This is a genomic window from Rhodococcus sp. LB1, from assembly GCF_001583455.1.
Classification (GTDB): domain Bacteria; phylum Actinomycetota; class Actinomycetes; order Mycobacteriales; family Mycobacteriaceae; genus Rhodococcus_F; species Rhodococcus_F opacus.
On record NZ_LTCZ01000043.1, the window covers coordinates 1 to 21340 of the forward strand.

Genomic DNA, 21340 nt, shown 5'->3' on the forward strand with positions numbered 1-21340 from the left:
CGCGGACTTTGGGGATGGAATAGGCGCGTCGTTAGTCCGCGGGACCGCTGCACCGTCGCGGCGATCTGAGATGCCACGTTCTCCGATCTGCGGGGGCGCGCCGGCCAGGTTGTCGAGATCGGCTGTTACGCCGGAGGACGATCACCTGTTCGAGGGTCGCCGGCGCAGGGTAACTGGCCGTACCGACACGTTGCAGAGCAAAAACGCGCTGACGACGCAGTTTCGGGGGGATAACTGCGTATAACTGAAATTGTCGTCGTCGAGTGCGCGCAAACCATGAGTGACACGGGGCGGCGCAGAAACAGCGGTAAGGAGAGCCTGCTGTTGGTTCCACACGTTTCGGTGTCGGTTTCCAGATTTCGTGTCGGTGGCGTGTCGGTTGTCCAAGTTTCGTGTCGGTAGGAAGCCCTAACAAGACACGTTTCCACAGGTCACGAGATGGCTGACCGATCTGCTATTGCCCAGGCGCCGAGGAATCCGACGAAATTCCGGGATGTCCGTTCCGACTAAATGGGTGGAAAGCAGGTCGCCGACATGAACGACTGACACCGGACGTTGGAACCTACAGCTCCTTCCCGGGCTACCGCCGTGTCCTGGAGTGGGCAGCAGTCGGCGCAGGCACACTCCCAGACCGTCGACGCGGCCTGGGCGCCGGTCACCGATGCCCTCGGCGCACTGGCAAGCTTGGCGACGACGGCACCGTCTACCGGATCGTGCTGCTGACCCGACTGCCCCGCACCGACCTGACCGTGGTCTCGCGGTGTCCCGATCAAACCAGGTCTGTAACTTCTGTGGCTGCCGCGTGCCGCACACGAGCGTGGTCGTAGATGTCCGCGTTCGTGCGGATTGCGGTCTCCTCGTGGGCGGTAAGAGTGCGGCGGACTTTTCCGGGTATGCCGGCGACAAGCGATCCGGGTGGGATGTCCGCACCTTCGGGGATCAGGGCATTGGCTGCGATCAAGCTTCCGGCCCCCACGCGTGCCCCGTTCATAACGGTGGCGCCCATTCCGACCAGAACGTCATTTCCGACTGTGCAGCCGTGCAGGATCGCGTTGTGGCCCACGGATACCCCTGTACCGATGACAAGCGGAAATCCAGGATCGGCGTGAAGAACGCAACCGTCTTGGATGTTTGTCCGCTCCCCGATCTCGATGCTTTCCGCATCGCCGCGGACCACTGCGCCATACCAGATGCTCACTTGTGGTCTGATGCGCACAGTCCCGACGACGGTGGCATTCGGTGCGATCCACACATCTTTCGCGATGTTTTGATCGCCTGCGGTCAGAGAAATTCTCACGGTGTTGTCCTTACTGGCTCGAGCCGGTGTCTGTCGGTGGGCCGGCGGGCTGTGGTGAAGTCGTCCTCACCGATCCGGTGAACGTGGACGAGATTGGTGGAACCGACGGTATGGGGCGGTGATCCGGCGACGATGACGACGAGGTCGCCTGGTTGGTACCGATCCAAGGCGAGGAGTGCGCGGTCGACTTGGCGGACCATTTCGTCGGTGGAGTCGACTGGGTCGACGACGAAGGTTTCGGTGCCCCATGTCAGCGCCAACTGATTGCGGACCCGCGGCGTAGGAGTAAACGCCAGCAACGGTAGGTGTGTGTGGAGGCGGGCCAGCCGCCGAACGGTGTCGCCGGACTGTGTGAATGCGACGAGCGCTTTCGCGTGCAATCGTTCGCCGATGTCTCGGGCGGCGAAGGAGATCACTCCGCCGTGGGTTCGGGGGACGTGGGTCAGGGGTGGGACGTGGGTGGACTGCCGTTCGACGGCATCGAGTATCCGGGCCATCGTGCGGACCGTCTCGATCGCATGTCTGCCCACTGAGGTTTCTCCGGAGAGCATCACCGCGTCAGCACCGTCGAGCACGGCGTTCGCGACATCCGAGGCTTCCGCTCGGGTCGGTCGGGCATTGTCGATCATCGATTCGAGCATCTGCGTGGCGACGATGACCGGTCGGGCATTCTCCCGAGCGATCTGCACGGCACGCTTTTGCACGAGCGGTACTTGTTCGAGGGGAAGTTCGACCCCGAGATCTCCTCGGGCGACCATAATCGCGTCGAATGCGATCACAATCTCTTCGAGAGCGTCTACGGCTTCCGGCTTTTCGATCTTCGCGATGACCGGAACCCGGCGTCCGACGCGGTCCATCACCTCGTGGACCCGGTCGATGTCGGCGGGCGATCGCACGAACGAGAGTGCGATCATGTCCACCCCCAATCGAAGTGCGAACTCGAGGTCGTCGATGTCCTTGTCCGACAGGGCGGGGACTGACACGTTCATCCCGGGCAAGGACACGCCCTTGTTGTTCGAGACCGGGCCGCTCTCGACGACTCGGCACACCACGTCATTGCGGTCGACGGCGGTGACGGTCAGCGACACTTTGCCGTCATCGACGAGGAGTCGATCTCCGGGGCGTGCGTCTTGGGCGAGTTGCGTGTAGGTCGTCGATACCCGGTCACGGGAGCCCACGCACTCTTCGACGGTGATACGGACCTCTTCGCCCGGCGCCCATATTGTCGCGCCGTCGGCGAAGCGGCCGAGCCGAATCTTCGGGCCCTGCAGGTCCGCGAGAATCCCTACTGCCTTGCCGGAGTCCCCGGATGCCGACCGCACTCGACGGTAGTTCGCCTCGTGATCGGAGTGGTCCCCGTGACTGAAATTGAGGCGGGCGACATCCATCCCGCTGTCGACGAGCTCTCGGATGCGGTCATCGGTTGCGGTCGCGGGCCCGAGTGTGCAGACAATCTTCGCGCGGCGAAGGGCTGTCGAGGCCGGCGCATCAAGGTCGGTCGCGGAGTTCTCTTTCGCGATGGTCGGGTCGAGGGTGGTGTCCATTGGGCTCCTTGTAAATCGCACTGCATCCAGCCACGTTGTCGAGTCAGCGGTGTGCGTGGACCGAGAGGTAGTCACGGGCAATGCCTGAACCGATCTGTTCGAGGAGGCTTTCCGCGTTGGCCATGCTGTTGCGTTCATCGGGTTCGAGATCGGTGAGGGTGTAGACGGCGCCGAGGCCTACCGCGTGCGCGTCGTCGGCGGTCACGAGGGAGCGACCTGCCACGGCAACGGTGGGTACCCCGACCCGCCGAGCGGCCCGAGCGACGCCGACTGGCCCCTTACCCCGCAGACTCTGCTCGTCGAGGGAGCCCTCACCGACGACGACCAGTGCCGCGGCTTGCACGACGTCCGAGAAGGAGGTGAGTTCGAGGAGTAGTTCGATGCCCGAGGTCAGCCGCGCCCCGAGTACCGCGGCCATTCCGAAGGCCAAACCGCCCGCCGCACCGACACCGGGTGAGTCTCGTATGTCCCGCCCGACTGCCGTAGCGACCACGTCCGCCCAGCGACTGAGGGCGTGATCGAGGTGGGCCACCGTGTGGGGACTGGCACCCTTCTGCGGAGCATACACAAACGCCGCGCCGTGCCGCCCGGTGAGCGGATTGTCGACATCGCACGCAACGATCAACTCGACATCGCGTAGACGAGGATCGAGTGCGTCGACGCACAGGACGTGCGCCTCGGACAGGTCCTGGGCGCAGGGGTAGATGGGGTCCCCGTCGGCGTTGAAGATGCGCGCCCCGAGCGCGGCCAACGCACCGGCACCACCATCGGTGGTGGCACTGCCTCCGACTCCGAGCACAATCCGATGTGCGCCGCGGTCGAGGGCGTCCACCATCAACTGCCCGACCCCCCGGGTGGATGCTGTGCGCGCTGTGGTGCGCGTCGGGCCGCCGGAGCCGAGGTTGGCCAGCCCTGCGGCAGAGGCCATCTCGATGACTGCGGTGTTGCCACGCAGCGCGTAGGTAGCGGTCACCGTCTGCTGCAGTGGGCCGGTGACCGAGCAGGTGACCGGTGCATAGCCTTGTCGAATCATCATCTCGACCGTCCCCTCCCCACCGTCGGCGACCGGGAACTCGATCACCTTCAGATTCGGTGCAGCGGAACGCACACCGCGTGCGAGGGCGGCCGCAGCATCCGACGCAGATGCCGACCCCTTGAACTTGTCCGGGGCGATCACCATGTGGCCGGTGCTGTTGTGTACTGGCGGACTAATCACGAGTCGACCTTCGGTGTTCGATTGTGCCTGGGTCATCGTTGCCTCAGAACGCCACTGACTGCACGGCGATGATGGCTTTGTCGTTCATGGTCTTTACTCCTTGATGGGACTCGGTCTGGTGGGTGTGCTGGCAGGCAGGACCTGGATGGCGCCATCGCGGCCCGGGTATGCGGCGTCGTGATCACGGTCATCCCACGTGTGCGGTGGTGCGGGCTTCGTCGGGCTCGGAATGCGGGCGGCTGCGGGGTCGAGAACTATCCACCGTTGCGGCCTCCACCTCGGTGATGACATCAGGTTCGCGGAGCAGATCTGACGACGAGAAGTTCCCCAGCGGCCCAACGACTATTGACCGCGGCGATCCGGATGGATGCCGCTTGCGGCTGCGTGGAAGGGGCACCCGAACAGCTAGTCAATCCTCGAGGATTCGAGATCTGCCGGCGACGCGCATCGCAGCCCCCCGGCGCTACGTGGGAGGCGAAGCCGACCAGGCACCGACCCGTCCGCGCGGCGTTGCCCGCTCGTACCCACTGCCACCGCCGCGCGATGGCCGTCCTCACCGTGCACCTCCTCGAGCGTCGATCTGATACATCGACGGTAGGTGTGAGCCAGATCATTAAGCAACGTTAAGTTCACCATTCGTGCCGGTCGTCGACGCTTACGATCGCGAGATCATCCTCCCGTCTGGGAGTTATGCCGTTACCGCCAATGCGTCGACTGGGCCGGTAGAGCCGGGGACGCGGGATGTTCGCAACGACTACGGCTGTCTGCCCGCGGTACCAGTTCAGGGAGGTCTATGACGGTGTCGGCCCAGGCGTGAAGGAGTTGGTGGTCGTGGCTGACGGCGAGGATCCCGAGAGCCGCATCAGCTTCCTCTATCAGGACGTGCACTAGCGCGGCGGTGGTAGCGGGGTCGAGCATGGCGGTCATCTCGTCGCAGATCAGGTATCGGGGTCGTTGGATGAGGGCACGGGCGAGGCAGGCTCGCTGCAGTTGTCCGTCGGAGACCTGATGGGGTTGGCGTTGCAGTAGATCGGCCGTGAGACCAACCCGCAGCGCCGTGGTATGAACCGTGCGTGCCCGCTGATCTGCCGGGGTGCCGGTGACAGCAAGCGGTTCTGCGATGATGCGTTCGAGTGTCCACCGCGGTGAGGTTGCCTGCCGAGGTGATGGGAACAGCATCGCGATGCTCCTCTGGCGCCTGCCCCGCAGTCGACTGGGTGGGGTAAGGGGCTCTCCGTCGACGGTGACTGCCCCTGCAGAGGGCAGATGAAGGCCTGCGAGGACACGGGCGAGTGTCGTTTTGCCGGACCCGGATGGTCCAGTCAGGCCGACAACGCTGCCGGCCGGGATCGTCAGGTCGATGTCGGTCAGCAGGGAATATCCCGGGGTGTGGCCGACGGTGATGTTGTGGGCGCGCAGGCTCACCGGGGGGCTCCGATCAGGCGGCGGATCGCATGGGGGCCGCGGTAATCGAGGGAGGTCGGTCTACCGGGCAATCCCGGAACCGGGTAGTGCGGGTGAGTGACACGGTAGTGCGGGAGATTCGTGAGTTGTGGCGGCATCTCGGGTGGCGGTGTGAGTCCGTGCTCGGGCAACGCGGCGAGCAGGGCGCGGGTGTAGGGGTGCCCGGGATCGTCGAGCACTGCTGTGGTGGAGCCGGTTTCGACGATCCGGCCGGAGTGCATCACCGACAGGCGGTCGGCGTGCGTGGGCAGCGCCGCTAGGTCGTGGGTGATGAGCAGGACAGCGGCTCCGGTGTGTGCGCAGTCGTCGAGTAGGTCGAGGACGTGTGAGGTCAGTTGGGGGTCGAGGTTCGAGGTGGGCTCGTCGGCGACGATGACCGCTGGGTCACCGGCGAGCGCGAAGGCGATCGCGGCGCGTTGGGCCATCCCCCCGGACAGCTGGTGCGGGTACAACGCCGCCACGGCGTCGGGTAGGCCCACCCGGATCAGCAGCGATGTCACGGTGTGTCGGGAGTGGAGGTGATGGAGGGTTTCGGTGAGTTGATCGCCGACTGTGCGCACCGGAGTGAGAAATGTTGCGGCCGATTGCGGGACCAGCGCGATGCGGCGGCCGCGTAGGCGACGCCACTGCTTCTCCCGGGTACCGACGAGTTCGGTGGGTGCCGCGTCGCCGCTGGAGAGGGTGACGGTTCCGGTGGTCGTTGCGGTGGCCGGGAGCAAGCCGCACAGCGTCGCAGCGATGATCGACTTGCCGCATCCGGATTCGCCCACCAGGGCGTGTACCTGTCCGGCATCGAGGCGGAGGTCGATATCGCTGACAGCGTGAACAGTTCCGGCGCGGGTGGGGATCCGTACGGTCAGCCCGCGTGCCTCGACAAGCGCGGTCGTCATCGTGGACTCCTTTCCATGATGGGTGGGTTGACACGGTCGCGCACCGCGGCCCCGATCCCGGCTACGGCGAGGGTGGTGAGGATGAGAAGCAGAGCCGGGAAGGTGAGGGTCCACCAGCCGCCGAGGAGCAGTGAGGACCGGGCCTCCTGCAGCAGCGTGCCGAGTGAGGGGCGGTCCGCTGACAGTCCGAGGCCGAGGAACGACAGTGTGCTCTCGTGCCAGATCGCGTGCGGCAGGAGTAATACCACCGCGATCACGGTTTGACCTGCGGCGGCCGGCATGAGGTGGGCTCGCATGACCTGCGCGCGGGTGGCGCCGGCGAGGTACGCGGCGTCGACGAAGGCGCTGCCGCGAACGGTGAGGACCTCGGCGCGAGCGATGCGGGCGACCTGGGTCCAGTGGGTGAGCGCGATCGACGCGATGATCGCGGCCAGGTTGCCGGGGTATAGGGCGACGATGACGATTCCGAGGAGCAGGTGCGGCATGGCGTTGATCCCGTCGACCGTACGCATGGCGAGGCGATCCGCCCACCCTCCCACAGCGGCGGCCACGACCCCGACCGTAGCCCCGAGTGCCGCGGAGGCAAGGGCGCAGACAGCGGCGATCAGGAGCGAGATCCGCAGGCCGGCGGCGACGCGGACGAAGAGGTCCCGGCCCGCGATGTCGGTGCCGAACGGGTGCGACCAGGACGGAGCCTGCCTGGCCGCGGAGAAGTCGGTGAGCCGGTCGTCCACCCCGGCGAGCCATGGGACCAGCAGCGCATACCCGCCGATCACCGCCAGGAACGCCACCCCCAGCCACAGTGTCAGTCCCCCTGATCGGAGGAAGGGTCGATCAGGCATCAGGGTTCACCTTCGGATCCAAAAGGGTGTACGCGATGTCGGCGAGCAGTGACCCGACCAGTACGACCAGTGTCGTTCCCAGCGTCAGTGCCGCCAGAAGCGGGAAATCCAGCCCACGGGCAGACGTGACGACGGCTCCGGCCAGCCCAGGCCAGGAGAAAACCTCCTCGATGATCACGGCGCCGACGATCAGTTCCGGCAAGCGCAAGCCGATCACGGTGGCGAACGGGGCGAGCGCCACCGGAACGATGTGCCGCCACAAAATCACCGCACTCGGCAGACCACGGGCCCGGGCGCCGAGCACCGCATCGGAGGCGGCGGCAGCGCGCACGGACTCACGCACCGACAACAGCAGCCACGGCATCTGCGAGAGCGCCAACACCGCTGAGGGCAGAACGAGATGACGAACAACCTGTCCCACCGTCGGTGCGACACCGGCGTCGGTCAGCCCCGCCACCGGTAACCACCCCAGAGTCAGTGCGAACACGGCAACAGCGGTGAGGGACAGCACGAACGGTGGCACCGCCTGCATTACGGTTGCCGATCCCGTGATCACACGGTCGACCAGCCCGCCGGGGCGGGCGCCAGCACACACTCCGAGCAGTAATGCTGCGCCGATCGCGGAGGACAGGCCGACACCGGTAAGCAGCAGTGTCCACGGCAGTCGTTCACCGATCACCCCAGCGACCGGCTGGGAAAAGCTCCGCGACACACCGAGATCACCGGTAACCAGGTCGGACAGCCACTGCCCGTAGACCTTCCACCACGGTTCGTTCATGCCCAGTTCGGCCGCGATCCGGGCCTGGTCGGCGCTCGAGGTCGTCAGATAGCGGTCGCCGAGGTAGCTCGCCAATGGGTCGAACGGGGACCGGGACGCGACCGCGAACAGCACGGCAGACACAATGCCGAGCAGCGGGACAGCGAAGGCTAGTCGTCGCAGCACCATTCGTCTGACCTTCGCCCGCCGATTGATCGGCGCAGGAACTGGCGCACCGCTGCCGGTGGGCGGTGCCGCGGTGCGGGTGTTCACGGTGACACTCACCGGCGTGTCCAGACGCGCAGATTCCACCACGGCCCCCAGTTCACGCCATGACTGTGCGGTTCCAGAACGGGGGTCGATCCGGTCCAGACGTTTCCGCGTTCGACGTAGGTGTGGTTGAGGAACACCAGCATCACGTAGCCCGGATCGGCGACGTATGCGGTCTGTGCAGTCCGGTAGTCGGCGGCACGTGCCTGCGGGTCCAGGACCCGGCGGGCATCGTCGAGTGCACGGTCGACGGCAGGGTTCACATAATCGGAGGCGTTGTCGTACGGGGATCCGGCACCAGGCACCGCGAACCGTGAGTGCAGCGTCGAGTACACCTGCGGGTCCGGGTCGAACGGCAGGTCACCACCACCGAGCAATCCAGCCTTGCTCGGCAGCTGATCCGGGAAGGTGGAACGGTCGACGGCTTCGACGTTGACCCGGACACCGAGCCTCTCCGCGTCGGAGACGAACGCCTGAGCGAGGTCCCGGCGCAGGGTGTCCTCGGGGAAGTACATGATCGTGAACTCCGCACGCACACCGCTCTTCGCGCGGATACCGTCGCTGCCGCGCATCCAGCCGGCCTCGTCGAGTAGTGCGGCAGCGCGGGCCGGGTCGTGCCGGAAGGCTGCGGTCGGTTCGTAGGCGGCGCCGTACACCTCGGGGATCGGTGTCGAGGCGGGCCGGCCATACCCGCCGAGGATGTGGTCGACCATGCCCTGCCGGTCCACCGCCAGGTTCAGAGCCATTCGCACGGCGGGGTCTGCGGTGACAGGGTTGTCGGCGGGCAGTGTGACCCCGCGCCAGTCAGCGGACGTGTTCACCCTTACCCGGTATCCGGGCTTGTTCCGAAAGGTGTTGGCCAGCAACGGTGGGACGTTTGTGCCGTCGAGCTCCCCGGCCGCCATCCGCTGCGCTCGGGCGTTGTCGTCCGGCGCGTAGATCACCGTCAGCTTCTTCACCTGCGGTGCGCCGTCCCAGTAGTCCGCGTTGGCCTCGTACACCGCCTGGTCCGGCCTCGAGGACACGAGCTTGTACGGGCCGGTTCCGACCGGCGCGGTATTCAGGGTGGACTCTTCGGCGCGCCCGCCGGACAGTCGCTCGGCCGGAGCGATTCCCAGGAGCATCTTCGTCGTCCACGCCGCGTACGGGTACTCGAGGCGGAACAGTACCGTCGACGGATCCACGGCGGTCACCGCATCGATCATGTCGAGGCTGCTCAGCAGCGGTGACGCGGACAGTGGATCCAAGATGGCGACGTACGTCGCCGCGACGTCGTACGCGTCGAGCCCGGTGCCGTCGGTGAAGCGGACATCCTCACGAATCTTGACGGTCACAAGTAGTCCGTCCTCGCCGACAGTGGGCATGTCCGCGGCAAGCGCCGGTTCGAAAGTCGGCATGCCGTCGCCTCCGACGAGGCGAAGCAAGCCGTCGTAGATCTTCGACTCTCCCGCCTCCCCGTGCCCATTGATGGGGTTGTAGCCCCCGAGTTCGTAACCATCGGCCAACACCAGGGCATCCGAGTCGGACGGGACCCGTTCCCCGGGAACTGAGCAGCCGCCAATAGCCAAGGCGGCGGCCACCGTCGTGGTGATGATCAGCGGTCGACGTCGGTGACCGATCACAGTCGATCTCTCCTTTTCGCGTGAGCGCGGCACCGCCACCCGACATGTGCACATTTGTTCAGGTGTTCAGGTGTTCAGGTAATTGCGCCGGGTTCTCCGCCGAAGGGTGGGCAGCCCGATCCGCGGGTGTTCGAGTCCCCACAAGGGGTGTCCTGTCCTCAAAGGGAGGGCACCGTCGCGGATATCGAGATCCGCGATGGTGCCGCACACGCGCTTCTACGAACGGCCGCCGGCAGCGGTTACGGATCGGCGAAGGGCGGGTGAGTCCCCGAGTCGGGCCCGCATTCGTTCCAACTGCACATACGCGGTGTTCCGGTAGGCGACCAGATCCGCCTGCGCCGTGGAATCCAGGTCGAGAATTCCACGGCCGGACTTGATGCCGAGGTTGCCCTCGGCGACGGACTGTGTCAGCACCTCCGGTGTGGCGAATCGCTCGCCGTAGGCATTCTCGAGCGTACGGAACGTGTCCTTGTAGACGTCGAGGCCCGCCATGTCTGCGATGGCGAATGGACCGAAGAGCGACAGCCTGAAGCCGAACGAATTCGACACGATCGCATCGATCTCCGACGCGGTGGCCACGTTCTCCTCGAGCATCCTCGCCGCTTCCTTGTACAAGGCGTACTGAAGCCGGTTGGCTACGAACCCGGGGCTGTCGGACACGGTGGACGGGTGCTTGCCCACTGCTCGGATCAGGTCGCAGGACAGGGCGACGAGTTCGGGCCGCGTCGCCTGGTGGGGAATGATCTCGACGCAGGGGATGAACGGCACCGGGTTCATGAAGTGCACTCCCAGGAAGCGTTCGGGGTTGGTCACTCCTTCTGCCAGTGACGTGATCGAGATGGCGGAGGTGTTGGTGCCGATCACCGCGGTCTCATTGGCGCCGGAGATCCTTCGCAGCACATCGAGCTTGACGGCCGGGATCTCGGGAACCGCCTCGATGACGAAGTCGGCGTCCGAGACTGCGGATTCCATGGACTCGGCCGCGCCCAGGTTGGCCTGGATTGCTGCCGCCGAACCCTGCGGCAGCAGGTCCTTGGACTCGAATTCGAGCGCCTCGGCGTGGAGCCGGTCCCGCGCCGCCGAAGCGGAGGCGGCATCGACGTCTGCGATGCTGACGCGGTAGCCGTGGGCGGCGCAGATCTGGGCGATGCCGCCGCCCATGTACCCGGCTCCAACGACAGCAATGTGCCGAATTGATTCTGTGGTCGTCATCGACCGTCACCTCTCACTGAGTGCGGATGGAAGAACCATCCATTTGATTTGTCATGGGATCGGATGACCCCGCGTCGGCGTCGACCCGGTGTTCATGCGAGTGCAGGTGCTCGGCGACGAGCACCTGCACTCGGTCGGCCACGACGCGGACCGGAACACCGGTCGCGGCGGCTACCTTGTGCAGATCGTCGTGCTCCGGCTTGGCCCGGTGCGGTCCGACTTTCACCCGTACCGGAATCCCGTCGACGTCGACATGGATCCACGTGCGAGGCAGCGTTCGGCGATCAATTGTCGTGCGCCGAACGCCCAGCGTTCCAGTCCTGCTGAGCAGACATACCTCGACGGAGGCGACGGAGGGCGGACTGCAGAGGGCCGAAATCACGTGTGCCGGCCGATTCTTCTTCCCTACCACCGGTGCGATCCAGGCATCCGCCGCACCCGAGTCGAGTAGTTCACCGACGAGTTGTCCGAGGACCTCGCCGGTGACGTCGTCGACGGTGGTCTCCAGCATCACCATCGAATCGACTGGTGCATTGCGTGCCACCTTCGAACCCAGCACCGCGGTGAGCACATTCGGCCGACCAGGGGTATCGCGCGAACCCGCACCGTAGCCGACCGCATCGATGGTCATTTCCGGAACCGGTCCGTAGCGTGCTCCCATTGCGGAGAGCAGTGCGGCGCCGGTGGGTGTCACCGTTTCGGTGGGTGTGTCGATGCCGATGACGGTGGCGCCCCGCAGCAGACCGAGGGTTGCCGGTGCAGGCACCGGAAGTATTCCGTGCGTAGCCCTTGTTTGACCGATGCCGAGCCCCACGGCGCCGGACCACACTTCGTCGATGCCGAGCGCGTGCAGCGCCGCCGCGACGCCGACCGTATCGACGATGGTGTCGACACCGCCGAGTTCGTGAAGGTGGATGGATTCCACTGGTGCACCATGGATCGTGGATTCGATCTGGGCCACCGAGTGAATTGCCGTGACAGCGAGGTCCGCAGCCGCGGAGGGCTGCGCTCTGCGGGCCATGTCCAGGAGCTCGACAGCGTGTCGTTCGGTCACGATCTCGTCGACATCGACAACGGCGTGCAGGGCACGAACACCCTGTCGCTCGACGGAGTCGGTCGTCAGATGCCAGCCGGTGATTCCTGTCGAGTCGATCGCCGAACGAACCTGGTCGATGGGTGCGCCGAGATCGAGTAGCGCGCCGAGCAACATATCTCCGGAGATGCCGGCTATGGGGTTGAGCCACAGGATCATGATCGTCCGTTTTCGTCGGTGCGGGGCCGGCAGCACAGCATCGACAGGCGGTGTGCCGCCATGGCGGCACCGAACCCGGAATCGATGTTGACCACGGTCATACCGGCGGCGCAGGAGGTCATCATCGCCATCAACGCGGTGATTCCCTCCAGCGCCGCGCCGTATCCAGTGGAGGTGGGGACGCAGATCACCGGTGCCGCAACGAGCCCACCGAGGACACTCGCGAGCGCTCCTTCCATGCCGGCCACGACGACCACGGCGTCGAAACGCCGGATTTCGTCGATGCGCGCCATGAGTCGATGCAGGCCTGCGACTCCGACGTCCCGCACATCGGTGACCGCCAGTCCGATCGCTGTCGCGACCGCGATCGCTTCCGCGGCGACGGGCCCATCGGCCGTCCCGGCGGTCACGACACCAAGGGTGAAGCTCTTGCGCCCGGCGGGGCGCCACACCAATAGCCGTGCAAGGTGGTCGTAGACGCCGTCCTCGACACCCGCCATCACCTCGGCGGCGACATCGGGCGACACCCGGGTGACCAGTACCGGACCCGAATTGGTTCCCAGCAGCAGCCGCACGATTCTCACGATTTCCGCGACCGTCTTTCCAGGTCCGTAGACCACTTCGGGCAAACCCTGCCGCCGTTCGCGATCGAAGTCGACCGTGAAGTTCTCAGCCATCGAAACACTCATCGCGACACCGGCGTCAAGGACAACAATGCGTTCATTCCGCCACTGCGCAGACCACCGAGGTCGAGGGAACCGAACACGAAGCCGGCACTGCGCAGTGCCGTCAGGATGTCGCCGCGACGTTCGAATGCACTGGTCAATTCGGTGTCCGCGATCTCGACGCGGGCCAGTGTGCCATCCGCGTGTGCGCGCACCCGGAATTCGCGAAAGCCGAATTGGCGCAGAGACTCTTCTGCCCGTTCGATGCGCCCAAGAAGTTCCGGCGTGACGTTGTCTCCGTAAGCGATGCGCGAAGAAAGGCATGCTGCGGCGGGCTTGTCGGCGGTTGCCAACCCAAGTTCCCGGCTGATGGAGCGCACATCGTATTTGGTGAGTTCCGCGTCGACCATCGGGAAGATCGCACCCCGTGCGACCGCGGCAGACTGTCCTGGCCGATGATCGCCGAGGTCATCGAGGTTGGTTCCCAATGCCATCCGCGCACCCATCATCGTGGCGAGTGGAATCAACGCGTCGAACAGGGCGGTCTTGCAGTGGAAGCAACGGTTGCCGGTGTTCGCAACGTAATCGGGGTTGTCCAGCTCGTCGGTGCAGACCTCGACGTGTGGGATGTTCTGCTCCTGCGCGAAGGTCCTCGCGGCCACCCTTTCCGATGCCGGAAGGCTCGCAGAAACGGCCGTGACGGCCACTGCCCGATCACCGAGCGCGCGATGGGCCGCAGAGGCAAGCAGTGCGGAGTCGGCGCCGCCGGAGAAGGCGATCAGTAGCTTGTCTTCTTGACTCAGGCGAGCCATGAGTCGGGCGAGTAGTTCACTCATGAGTGTGTGCCTCGATCAGGTAGGGGATCGTCTGCGGGCCCTCGGGGAGAACGCAGACCCGGGCATCGGGCCCGACGGCGGCCAGTCCCGCTTCGACTGCGGCGGCGATGTCCTCCACCAGGAACAGGTGTGCGGTACGCAATTCCTCGTCCGACAGATGTGTGGTGTGCATGCCGACGCGGGCGGTGGCGAGCAGGCGCGCAAGTACCTGTACTTGCCACTGATCGGGGACCGTTTCGGTGCGCGCGGAGATCGCCGCCAACAGCTCGGCCGGGGTCGGCTCCGACGCCAGGACCTCTCGGAAAGAACCGTGATCGGGAAACCCGTCACTGCATTCGGCCGCGCAGATGATCAGTCCGCCCGGTTTGACCACCGTAGCGGCGGCGGTCATCCCCTTGACCGCCTGGTAGACGCTCTGGTCGAGCGGGAAACCTGCGTTCGTCGTCACCACGACGTCGTATAGCTGGGGGACCGGACACATGGACAGCTCATGGACCACCTCGCGTGCAGCGGCATGCATGGCGAGCAGTTCGCCGCCGAATGCGGCGATCACCTTCTGCTCACGGTTGAGTACCACATCGAACGCGAAGTCGACGCCGGTGCCGTGGGCGATGGCGCGAATGTCGTCGTGTACCGGGTTGCCCTCGCACACCGCCCACGTGGCACGGTCACTGCCGATCCGCGCGGCGTTGTGCAGTGTCAGTACAGTCTCGAGACCGGCCAATCCCGGAGCGACCAGCTTGGGACCACCGCTGAACCCGGCGAAGAAGTGAGGCTCGACGAAACCCGTCGTGATTCGGATGTCTGCGTCGACCCAGTGGCGGTTGAGCCACACCGGAACACCGTCGCCGTAGGTACCCATCCATGCCAGGGACTCGGTGTCGCGCGCATCGTGATTGACGATGCGCATCGTGTCGACGAGTTCGTCGCCCAACATCTGCCGCAGTTCGCTGTCGGTGTTGCCGCGGTGGGTCCCCGTTGCTACCAGCAATGTGAAGTCATCACGGGATGCAATGCCCTCGAGTTCGGCGAGGAGTGCTCTCACCATGAGTTCGCGCGGTTGCGGTCTGGTGAGGTCACAGAGCGAGACCGCGATACGCTGCCCGGGTGTGACGATGTCCCGCAGCGGGCGGCCGGAGACCGGCTTTGCCAGCGCGTCACGCAGGGTCGAGGCGGGGTCGGGAGCCGCCTCCAGGAATTTGGGAGCGACGACGGTGGTGCGGTCGGACGGAAAATCTACCGTCAAACCCGTGGAACCGTACGCGAGGGTCACCGGCAGAACCGCACCCGGTTGGGTCGTAGTCAACAGTTTCTCCTTTGTTGCGATCCACGATCAGATGCACAACGGCATGTCATTCGATTGTTTGGATTCTCGAGACTCCAAACGAGAGCGGCACTGCCCGTGATTAATTCGTCGTGAACGAGGGGTTGGGTGTCATCGTCTGATCAGAATGCGACTTTGTCGGCGCCCTTGAGGTCGAGCATTTCGCGGGCTTCGTCCGGTGTTGCCACCTCGAAGTTCAGGGCCTCGAGAATCGTTCGGATGCGGGTGACCTGCTCGGCGTTGGAGGCGGCCAACTGCCCGGGTCCGATCCACAGTGAGTCTTCCAACCCCACACGCACATGGGATCCGATGGCGGCACCGATGGTCGCCAGTGGCATCTGGTTCCGACCTGCACCGAGGATCGACCATTCGTAGCTGTCTCCGAGGAGCCGGTCTGCGGTTCGCCGCATGTGCATGAGATCTTCGGGGTGTGCTCCGATTCCGCCGAGAAGCCCGAACACGGACTGGACGAAGAGCGGTCCCCGCGCCAAGCCGCGGCCGTGGAAGTGGGCGAGGTTGTTGAGGTGCGAGATGTCGTAGCACTCGAACTCGAACCGAGTGCCGTTGGAGTTACCGATCTCGAGGATGCGCTCGATATCCGCGAAGGTGTTCTTGAAGACGAGATCGCGTGACTTCTCCAGCGCGTCGCGTTCCCAATCGTCCTTGAAGTCCGAGAACCGGTCCAGCATGGGGTACAGGCCGAAGTTCATCGAGCCCATGTTCAACGAGGCGAGCTCCGGCGAGAATGTGGCCACCGGTTTCATCCGCTCCTCGACGCTCATGTGCGGCGAGCCGCCGGTCGTGATGTTGATGACCGCGTCGGTGTTTGCCTTCAGCTTCGCCAGGATCGGTTCGAAATGCTTCGGGTCCTGTGAGGGCCTGCCGTCTTCGGGATCACGGGCGTGCATGTGAACGATGGCCGCGCCGGCCTCTGCTGCTCCGATTGCCGCCTCGGCAATTTCGTTGGCCGTGACGGGGAGGTGCGGGGACATGCTGGGGGTGTGGATCGCGCCGGTGACAGCGCTGGTGATGATCACTTTGCGTTTGCTGGACATGGTGTTTCCTTCTCTGATGTCTGAGGTGGTCAGAAGAGCTTGTCGGTGTTTCCGTCAACAGCCATCGCCTGGCCGTTGACATTGCGGGCCAGTCCGCTCGACAGGAAGACGGCCATGTTCGCGATGTCGGTAGCGTCAATCAGGCGTCCGAGCGAGGACTGTCCGCGGTACAGGGCCGCCACCTCATCCACCGGCCGGCCGACCATGTCGGCTTTCGCTGCGATCACCGCGTCGATACGTGGCCCGTCGACAGCGCCCGGGCAGATCGCATTGACGCGCAAGCCCTCGGCGCCGAGTTCGATCGCCAAAGACTTGGTGAAACCGATGACCGCCCACTTCGATGCCGAATACGGGCTGCGACCGGCCATGCCGAGCCGGCCGGCGGCCGAGGACATGTTGATGATCGATGCCTCGGATGATTTCCGCAGGAGGGGGAGGGCATGCTTGACGCAGAAGAACTGACCATGGACGTTGACATCGAACGTGGCCTTCCACGCAGCCGAGTCGAGCGAGTCGACAGGACCCGTCGGTCCCGCAACACCGGCGTTGTTCACCAGCACATCCAGACCGCCGAAGTTGTCGACCACGGACGTCATCAGGGTACGGACCTGGTCCTCGTCCGACACGTCGCTCACCGCAGCGACGAACCCGGCGGCCTTGGCGTTGTCGACTACCACCGGATCGATGTCGGTGACGAAGACGTCGGCTCCCAGACTCTTGAAGCTCGTCGCAATGGCGAGTCCAATGCCTGCTGCGCCGGCGGTAACGAGTACTCGTCGACCGGAGAAGTCCAGGGCTGATGAAGTCATGGGTAAAGCTCCTTTGTGATTGCCCGCCAGGACGGAGGGATTGGGTTGGTGAAGAATGGATTTGCGCCTTCAGTGCGCAGCGACGGCAGCCTTGCCTGGGTCCTGGGTGCCCATCTTGAGGCCCAGTGTCAGCAACGCTCCGACGGTGCACATTCCGGCGACGAACCACAGTCCGTTGAGTTTGCTCCCGGTCGCCTCTTCCACGAAGCCCATGACGTACGGACCGACGAAACCTCCGGTGAGGCCGATGGTGTTGACGAATGCCAGTCCGGCCGCCAGTGCCTTCCCGCTGAGTCGGGTAGCAGGGTATGTGAACAGAATAGGCTGCAGTGCAAAGAAATTGAAAGCTGCGAGGCAGAATCCGATGAGTCCGAGTATCGGACCCCCCACCGCGCCGAGTGTGAACCCTGCTGCGATTCCCACCATGGTGCACGTGGCGATCTTGTGGGACCGGCTGCCGGTCGTCGCCAGTTTGGGCACGGTCAATGCGCCGATGCCGCAGAAGATCCACGGAACTGCGGTCAGCAACCCGATCTGAATGCTGGTGAGAGTTCCGTACGTGCCGATGATGGAAGGTAGGAAGAAGCTCAGTGAGTACACCGCGACCTGGTGCGTAAAGTAGATCGCGACCACGAGGAGGATCTGGCGGTCCTTGATGATGTCGCGAAGCCGGGAATTACCAGCCGCGTCAGCTCCGGCTTGTTCCTCGGCCGCGATACGGGCCTCCAGATCTTCGGCCTCCTCGCGAGTGAGGAACGTTGCCTGAGTTGGCTTGTTGGGCAGCTTCTTCCAGACCACGATGGCCAGCAGGCATGCGGGCAGACCCTCGAGGATGAACATCCACTGCCAGCCGTGCAGGCCGCCGAGGCCGTCCAACGTCAGCAGTAGCCCGCCGAGGGGTGCGCCGATGACATTGGCGATCACGACGCCCAGCAGGAAGACACCGATGGCCTTGGCTCGATCCTTTACCACGAACCACTGCGTCAGAAAGTACATGACGCCGGGGAACAGGCCGGCTTCGGCGATGCCGAGGAGCATACGGAGGATGTAGAAGGACCATTCTCCTTGGACGAGCGCCATGGCGGCGGACAACAGGCCCCAGGTGACCATGATGCGCGTGATCCAGAATCGGGCCCCGACCTTGTGCATGATCAGGTTCGACGGGATCTCCGAACATGCATAGGTGAGAAAGAAGAGTCCCGCGCCGATCCCGTAGGCGGTGGCTGAGATGCCGAGATCGATCTCCATTCGGTCCTTGGCCATGCCGATATTGGATCGGTCGATGAACGCCAGAACGTACGCGCCGATCAACAACGGCATCAAGTGCCTGGAGATCACCTTGCTGATGACCTCGGGGGGTCTCTTGGTCGTGGACGTCAGGATGTCGGACATAGGTTTTCCTCTGCAGTGTGATGCGTGCTGGATGCGCGTGTGAGGTCGGCGCTGGGGGGAGAATGAGTCCTGTCGTTCTAGTGCGCGTCTGAGATGCTTTGGTTGGCCGGCTGGCAGCCGCAGGTTCGGCCCACATACATGCGGTGCTCGCAGATCACTTCCCGGTGGGTGGATCGAGGATGGGTAATCTGATCGAGCAGAAGATCGAAAGCCCGCTCGGCCATCTCTTTCATCGGCTGGACTACGGTGGTCAGGGAGATCAGCGCGGATCTGCTGTGCGGAAGTCCGTCGCCGCCGACTACGGCGACATCCTCGGGTATCCGCAGGCCCAGCGACAGCGCATGCTCCATGAATCCGATCGCGATCTCGTCGGAGCCGCACACGACGGCGCGTGGTGGGTTCGACGAACCGAGCAGCGACGCCGCGGCGATCCGCCCGCCATCGTTGTCGAGTCGGGTGCTGATCTTGCGCATTCCCGAAACGTCGACTCCGGCTTCCGCGGCGGTCCTTACGAACGCTACCTCCCGTTCGAGAGAGGCGGTCGAGAAACGGGGTCCGATGACGGTCGCGATCTCGGTATACCCGTGCGCAAGAACATGGTTCATCAAATCAGTGGCCGCCGCATCGAAGTTGATTCCCACGAAATCGCTCTGAAGATGATGGGATCTGCGCGACAGGCAGACATACGGTATGCGCTTCTGGCGAAACACCCGCAGAGCGCGAAGATCCTCACGGAGCGAGGCGGCGATGATGACGCCGTCGACGTTGCGTGCAGCAAGAGTGGCGGCCACTTGAGCGAGGGTGTCGGGATCGTCCTGTGTGGTGGCGACGAAGACGTCGATGCCCTCTTCCCGGGTGGCGGAGATGATGTGCTGAGCCCATCCCGTGTACATCTGATTGACGATGTTGGGGAGAATCAGACCCACCACGCGAGTCAGTAGCGGATCTCTGCGCTGCCCGCCGATCGGGCGGTATCCCAGTTCGGCGGCCGTCTTGATGATCCGTCGGCGCGTCTCGACGGAAACACCGCCACGCCCGTTCATCACGTAGCTGACGGTGGCGGACGAGACGCCACAGGCCCGCGCGACGGCAGCCGCCGAGACCTTCCGGGGAGTCGTTGCCGAATCGGCGGTCTCGATCTTCACTGTGCCTCCCTTCGCCGGGGTGATTGGACGATTAAGTCCTTTCGTAAGTGACCTCCATTACAGTCGCAACCTAAAGCTTTAAGCAACGTTAAGTTCGACGGATCTTTTCGATAGGAGTCGAATGTGCTTGCCAAGGCGTACTGAAGGGCTGGTTCTGCTGCACGTCTGGCTCATCGCCCCAGGTAGAGCGCACAAGGGGTCTCCTTGGGGCGCGCTTGGACAGCACACCGTCAGCCGAAGTGCCGGTCCATCGTGTGCTCGCCCGGTCCCTCCACGTGGAGTGCGCGATGTGGAGGATGCCGGCCATGACGGCTTCTGCGCGAGTTCGAACGAGGCACGACCGGGCCCCGAGGTGAGGCACACGCCCCTGATGAAGGAGAGCGGGACGGGCGGGCGGTCCCATCCAGCGGGCTCAGGCTGCTATGAGCGCCTCGCCAGGCCCGCCGGTAAGGGGCCCGGCGCAGACCCGCAGCTATCCGCGTCGGGCGGTTGTGTCCCGTACCTGGATGCCGTAGGGCAGTAGTTCGCTGCGTGGGGGATTCTCGTCGCCGGCGATCCGTTGAAGGATCATGCGAGCGGCCCGTTGGCCCATCAGGTCTCGTGGCACGGTCACGGTGCTCAATTGCAAGGGACCTGCGCTCGAGAAACTCATGTCGTCGAATCCGGTCAACGCCACATCTTCGGGCACTCGTTTGCCGATTTCTCGACAGACGTCGAGAACGCCGAGGGCGATCAGATCATTGCCGCAGACGATCGCGTCGGTTTCGGGGTGTTCGGCGAATAGTGCTCGTGCACGCTGTGCTCCGGATGCGCGGGTAAGTTCGCCCCACAGATCGGGTTCGTTGATCGCCTGCACGCCCGCTTTGGCGAGGGCGTCGCGGTATCCACTCATGCGATTGGCGGACACGCTGGACGTGCCGGGACCGCCGAGGATGGCGACGTTGCGCCGGCCGGTGGCGACGACATGCGAGGCCATCTCGAACGAGGCGGAATAGTCGTCGATACCGACCCAGTCCGAGGGCTCGCCCTCGATCTTGCGGTAGAGCTGCACAATCGGGATGTTCTCGTGACGAAGCTTGTCGAGCAGCGGCTTGTCGTCGGCGACGAGCGAGGTGAAGATCAGGCCGCTGCAGTTCCGATCCACCTGTGCCAGCGCGACATCGGCCTGACGCGAGCCATCCACACCGACGTGGGAGACGAACACCTCGTAGCCCTCTTCAGCGGCGGCAGCGACCACACCCCCGGCGACCTCGGTGTAAAAGGGGTTCGCGATGTCAGCGAGGAGAAGCCCGATCGCTTTCGTGGTACCGGCTCGAAGCTCACGGGCGATTCGACTAGGTCGAAATCCCATCTCTTCGGCGATGGCGAGGATTCGCTGGCGACGCTCTTCGCTCACCCCCGGAGCCCCACTGAGTGCGTACGAGACCGCCGCCGACGACACCCCTGCCTTGCGTGCGACATCGCTCATCGTCACGCGGCGAGGACGGCCACCGACACGACGGTCCCCGCTCTGAGGCTGAGTGGTATCGGTCATACCGGAGAGCTTAGTCGGTTAAGTGCCAGGGCGGCGCCAAGGTGCCATCGGCGGCACGATCTGGTGATTCGGTTAAGCAGGCTATATTCTCTTGCAATTATGGACCTGGTCATCCGATAGTGACTTGAGTCGTGACATATATACCCAGTTAAAGGCGTGATTTACCTCGGCAATGTCCCGCTCTTGTGCTCTGCAACACAACGATGTAGCGTCA

18 protein-coding genes are annotated in these 21340 nt (G+C 64.6%); all 18 read right to left on the minus strand.

Translation table 11 applies throughout. The features are described from left to right. Positions 1 to 769 precede the first annotated feature (769 nt). The 18 genes from AZG88_RS08195 to AZG88_RS08275 all read right to left on the minus strand — a co-directional run bounded on the left by AZG88_RS08195 (position 770) and on the right by AZG88_RS08275 (position 21126). Positions 770 to 1297, minus strand: a complete 528-nt coding sequence (locus AZG88_RS08195) for a gamma carbonic anhydrase family protein (RefSeq protein ID WP_257014949.1) — start codon at positions 1295 to 1297, stop codon at positions 770 to 772. Continuing rightward, a complete protein-coding gene (gene pyk / locus AZG88_RS08200) occupies positions 1294 to 2841 on the minus strand; it encodes a pyruvate kinase (RefSeq protein ID WP_061697427.1) in 1548 nt (515 codons plus the stop codon). Before pyk ends, AZG88_RS08195 begins: the two co-directional genes overlap by 4 nt. A 43-nt stretch (positions 2842 to 2884) precedes the next feature. Then, positions 2885 to 4057 carry a glycerate kinase gene (locus AZG88_RS08205; protein WP_231913881.1) on the minus strand — a complete coding sequence of 391 codons (1173 nt, stop codon included), beginning with the start codon at positions 4055 to 4057 and terminating at the stop codon, positions 2885 to 2887. A gap of 696 nt (positions 4058 to 4753) precedes the next feature. Continuing rightward, positions 4754 to 5482: an ABC transporter ATP-binding protein gene (locus AZG88_RS49645; protein ID WP_082764637.1), complete on the minus strand. Its 729-nt coding sequence runs from the start codon at positions 5480 to 5482 to the stop codon at positions 4754 to 4756. After that, positions 5479 to 6411, minus strand: coding sequence for an ABC transporter ATP-binding protein (locus AZG88_RS08210; RefSeq protein ID WP_061043127.1), 933 nt, complete (start codon positions 6409 to 6411; stop codon positions 5479 to 5481). Before AZG88_RS08210 ends, AZG88_RS49645 begins: the two co-directional genes overlap by 4 nt. After that, on the minus strand, positions 6408 to 7253 hold the full coding sequence (locus AZG88_RS08215; RefSeq protein ID WP_005243360.1) for an ABC transporter permease: 846 nt from the start codon (positions 7251 to 7253) through the stop codon (positions 6408 to 6410). The genes AZG88_RS08210 and AZG88_RS08215 overlap by 4 nt, the downstream gene beginning before the upstream one ends. Continuing rightward, positions 7246 to 8199, minus strand: a complete 954-nt coding sequence (locus tag AZG88_RS08220) for an ABC transporter permease (RefSeq protein WP_082833258.1) — start codon at positions 8197 to 8199, stop codon at positions 7246 to 7248. The genes AZG88_RS08215 and AZG88_RS08220 overlap by 8 nt, the downstream gene beginning before the upstream one ends. Positions 8200 to 8291: 92 nt before the next feature. Then, the gene (locus tag AZG88_RS08225; protein WP_061697429.1) at positions 8292 to 9902 is read right to left on the minus strand and encodes an ABC transporter substrate-binding protein; all 1611 of its coding nucleotides are present in this window, start codon (positions 9900 to 9902) and stop codon (positions 8292 to 8294) included. 216 nt (positions 9903 to 10118) lie between these two features. Next, positions 10119 to 11114, minus strand: coding sequence for a 3-hydroxyacyl-CoA dehydrogenase family protein (locus AZG88_RS08230; protein WP_061697430.1), 996 nt, complete (start codon positions 11112 to 11114; stop codon positions 10119 to 10121). Positions 11115 to 11127: 13 nt separating this feature from the next. After that, the gene (gene larC, locus AZG88_RS08235; protein WP_061697431.1) at positions 11128 to 12366 is read right to left on the minus strand and encodes a nickel pincer cofactor biosynthesis protein LarC; all 1239 of its coding nucleotides are present in this window, start codon (positions 12364 to 12366) and stop codon (positions 11128 to 11130) included. Continuing rightward, positions 12363 to 13043, minus strand: a complete 681-nt coding sequence (larB, locus tag AZG88_RS08240) for a nickel pincer cofactor biosynthesis protein LarB (RefSeq protein WP_231913882.1) — start codon at positions 13041 to 13043, stop codon at positions 12363 to 12365. The genes larC and larB overlap by 4 nt, the downstream gene beginning before the upstream one ends. Positions 13044 to 13051: 8 nt before the next feature. Next, positions 13052 to 13867 (minus strand): ATP-dependent sacrificial sulfur transferase LarE, encoded by an 816-nt coding sequence (gene larE / locus AZG88_RS08245; protein ID WP_061697433.1) that lies wholly within the window; start codon positions 13865 to 13867, stop codon positions 13052 to 13054. Next, entirely contained in the window at positions 13860 to 15173 is a 1314-nt protein-coding gene (larA, locus tag AZG88_RS08250; protein ID WP_231913884.1) for a nickel-dependent lactate racemase, read from the minus strand. Before larA ends, larE begins: the two co-directional genes overlap by 8 nt. A gap of 140 nt (positions 15174 to 15313) precedes the next feature. Continuing rightward, positions 15314 to 16246, minus strand: coding sequence for a 3-keto-5-aminohexanoate cleavage protein (locus AZG88_RS08255; protein WP_061697434.1), 933 nt, complete (start codon positions 16244 to 16246; stop codon positions 15314 to 15316). A 29-nt stretch (positions 16247 to 16275) separates the two neighbouring features. Beyond that, positions 16276 to 17055 carry an SDR family oxidoreductase gene (locus tag AZG88_RS08260; RefSeq protein ID WP_061697435.1) on the minus strand — a complete coding sequence of 260 codons (780 nt, stop codon included), beginning with the start codon at positions 17053 to 17055 and terminating at the stop codon, positions 16276 to 16278. Positions 17056 to 17124: 69 nt separating this feature from the next. Continuing rightward, positions 17125 to 18447 carry an MFS transporter gene (locus AZG88_RS08265; RefSeq protein ID WP_061697436.1) on the minus strand — a complete coding sequence of 441 codons (1323 nt, stop codon included), beginning with the start codon at positions 18445 to 18447 and terminating at the stop codon, positions 17125 to 17127. 77 nt (positions 18448 to 18524) lie between these two features. Beyond that, a complete protein-coding gene (locus tag AZG88_RS08270; RefSeq protein ID WP_061043118.1) occupies positions 18525 to 19592 on the minus strand; it encodes a LacI family DNA-binding transcriptional regulator in 1068 nt (355 codons plus the stop codon). A gap of 472 nt (positions 19593 to 20064) precedes the next feature. Beyond that, on the minus strand, positions 20065 to 21126 hold the full coding sequence (locus AZG88_RS08275; protein ID WP_061043117.1) for a LacI family DNA-binding transcriptional regulator: 1062 nt from the start codon (positions 21124 to 21126) through the stop codon (positions 20065 to 20067). Positions 21127 to 21340 lie beyond the last annotated feature (214 nt).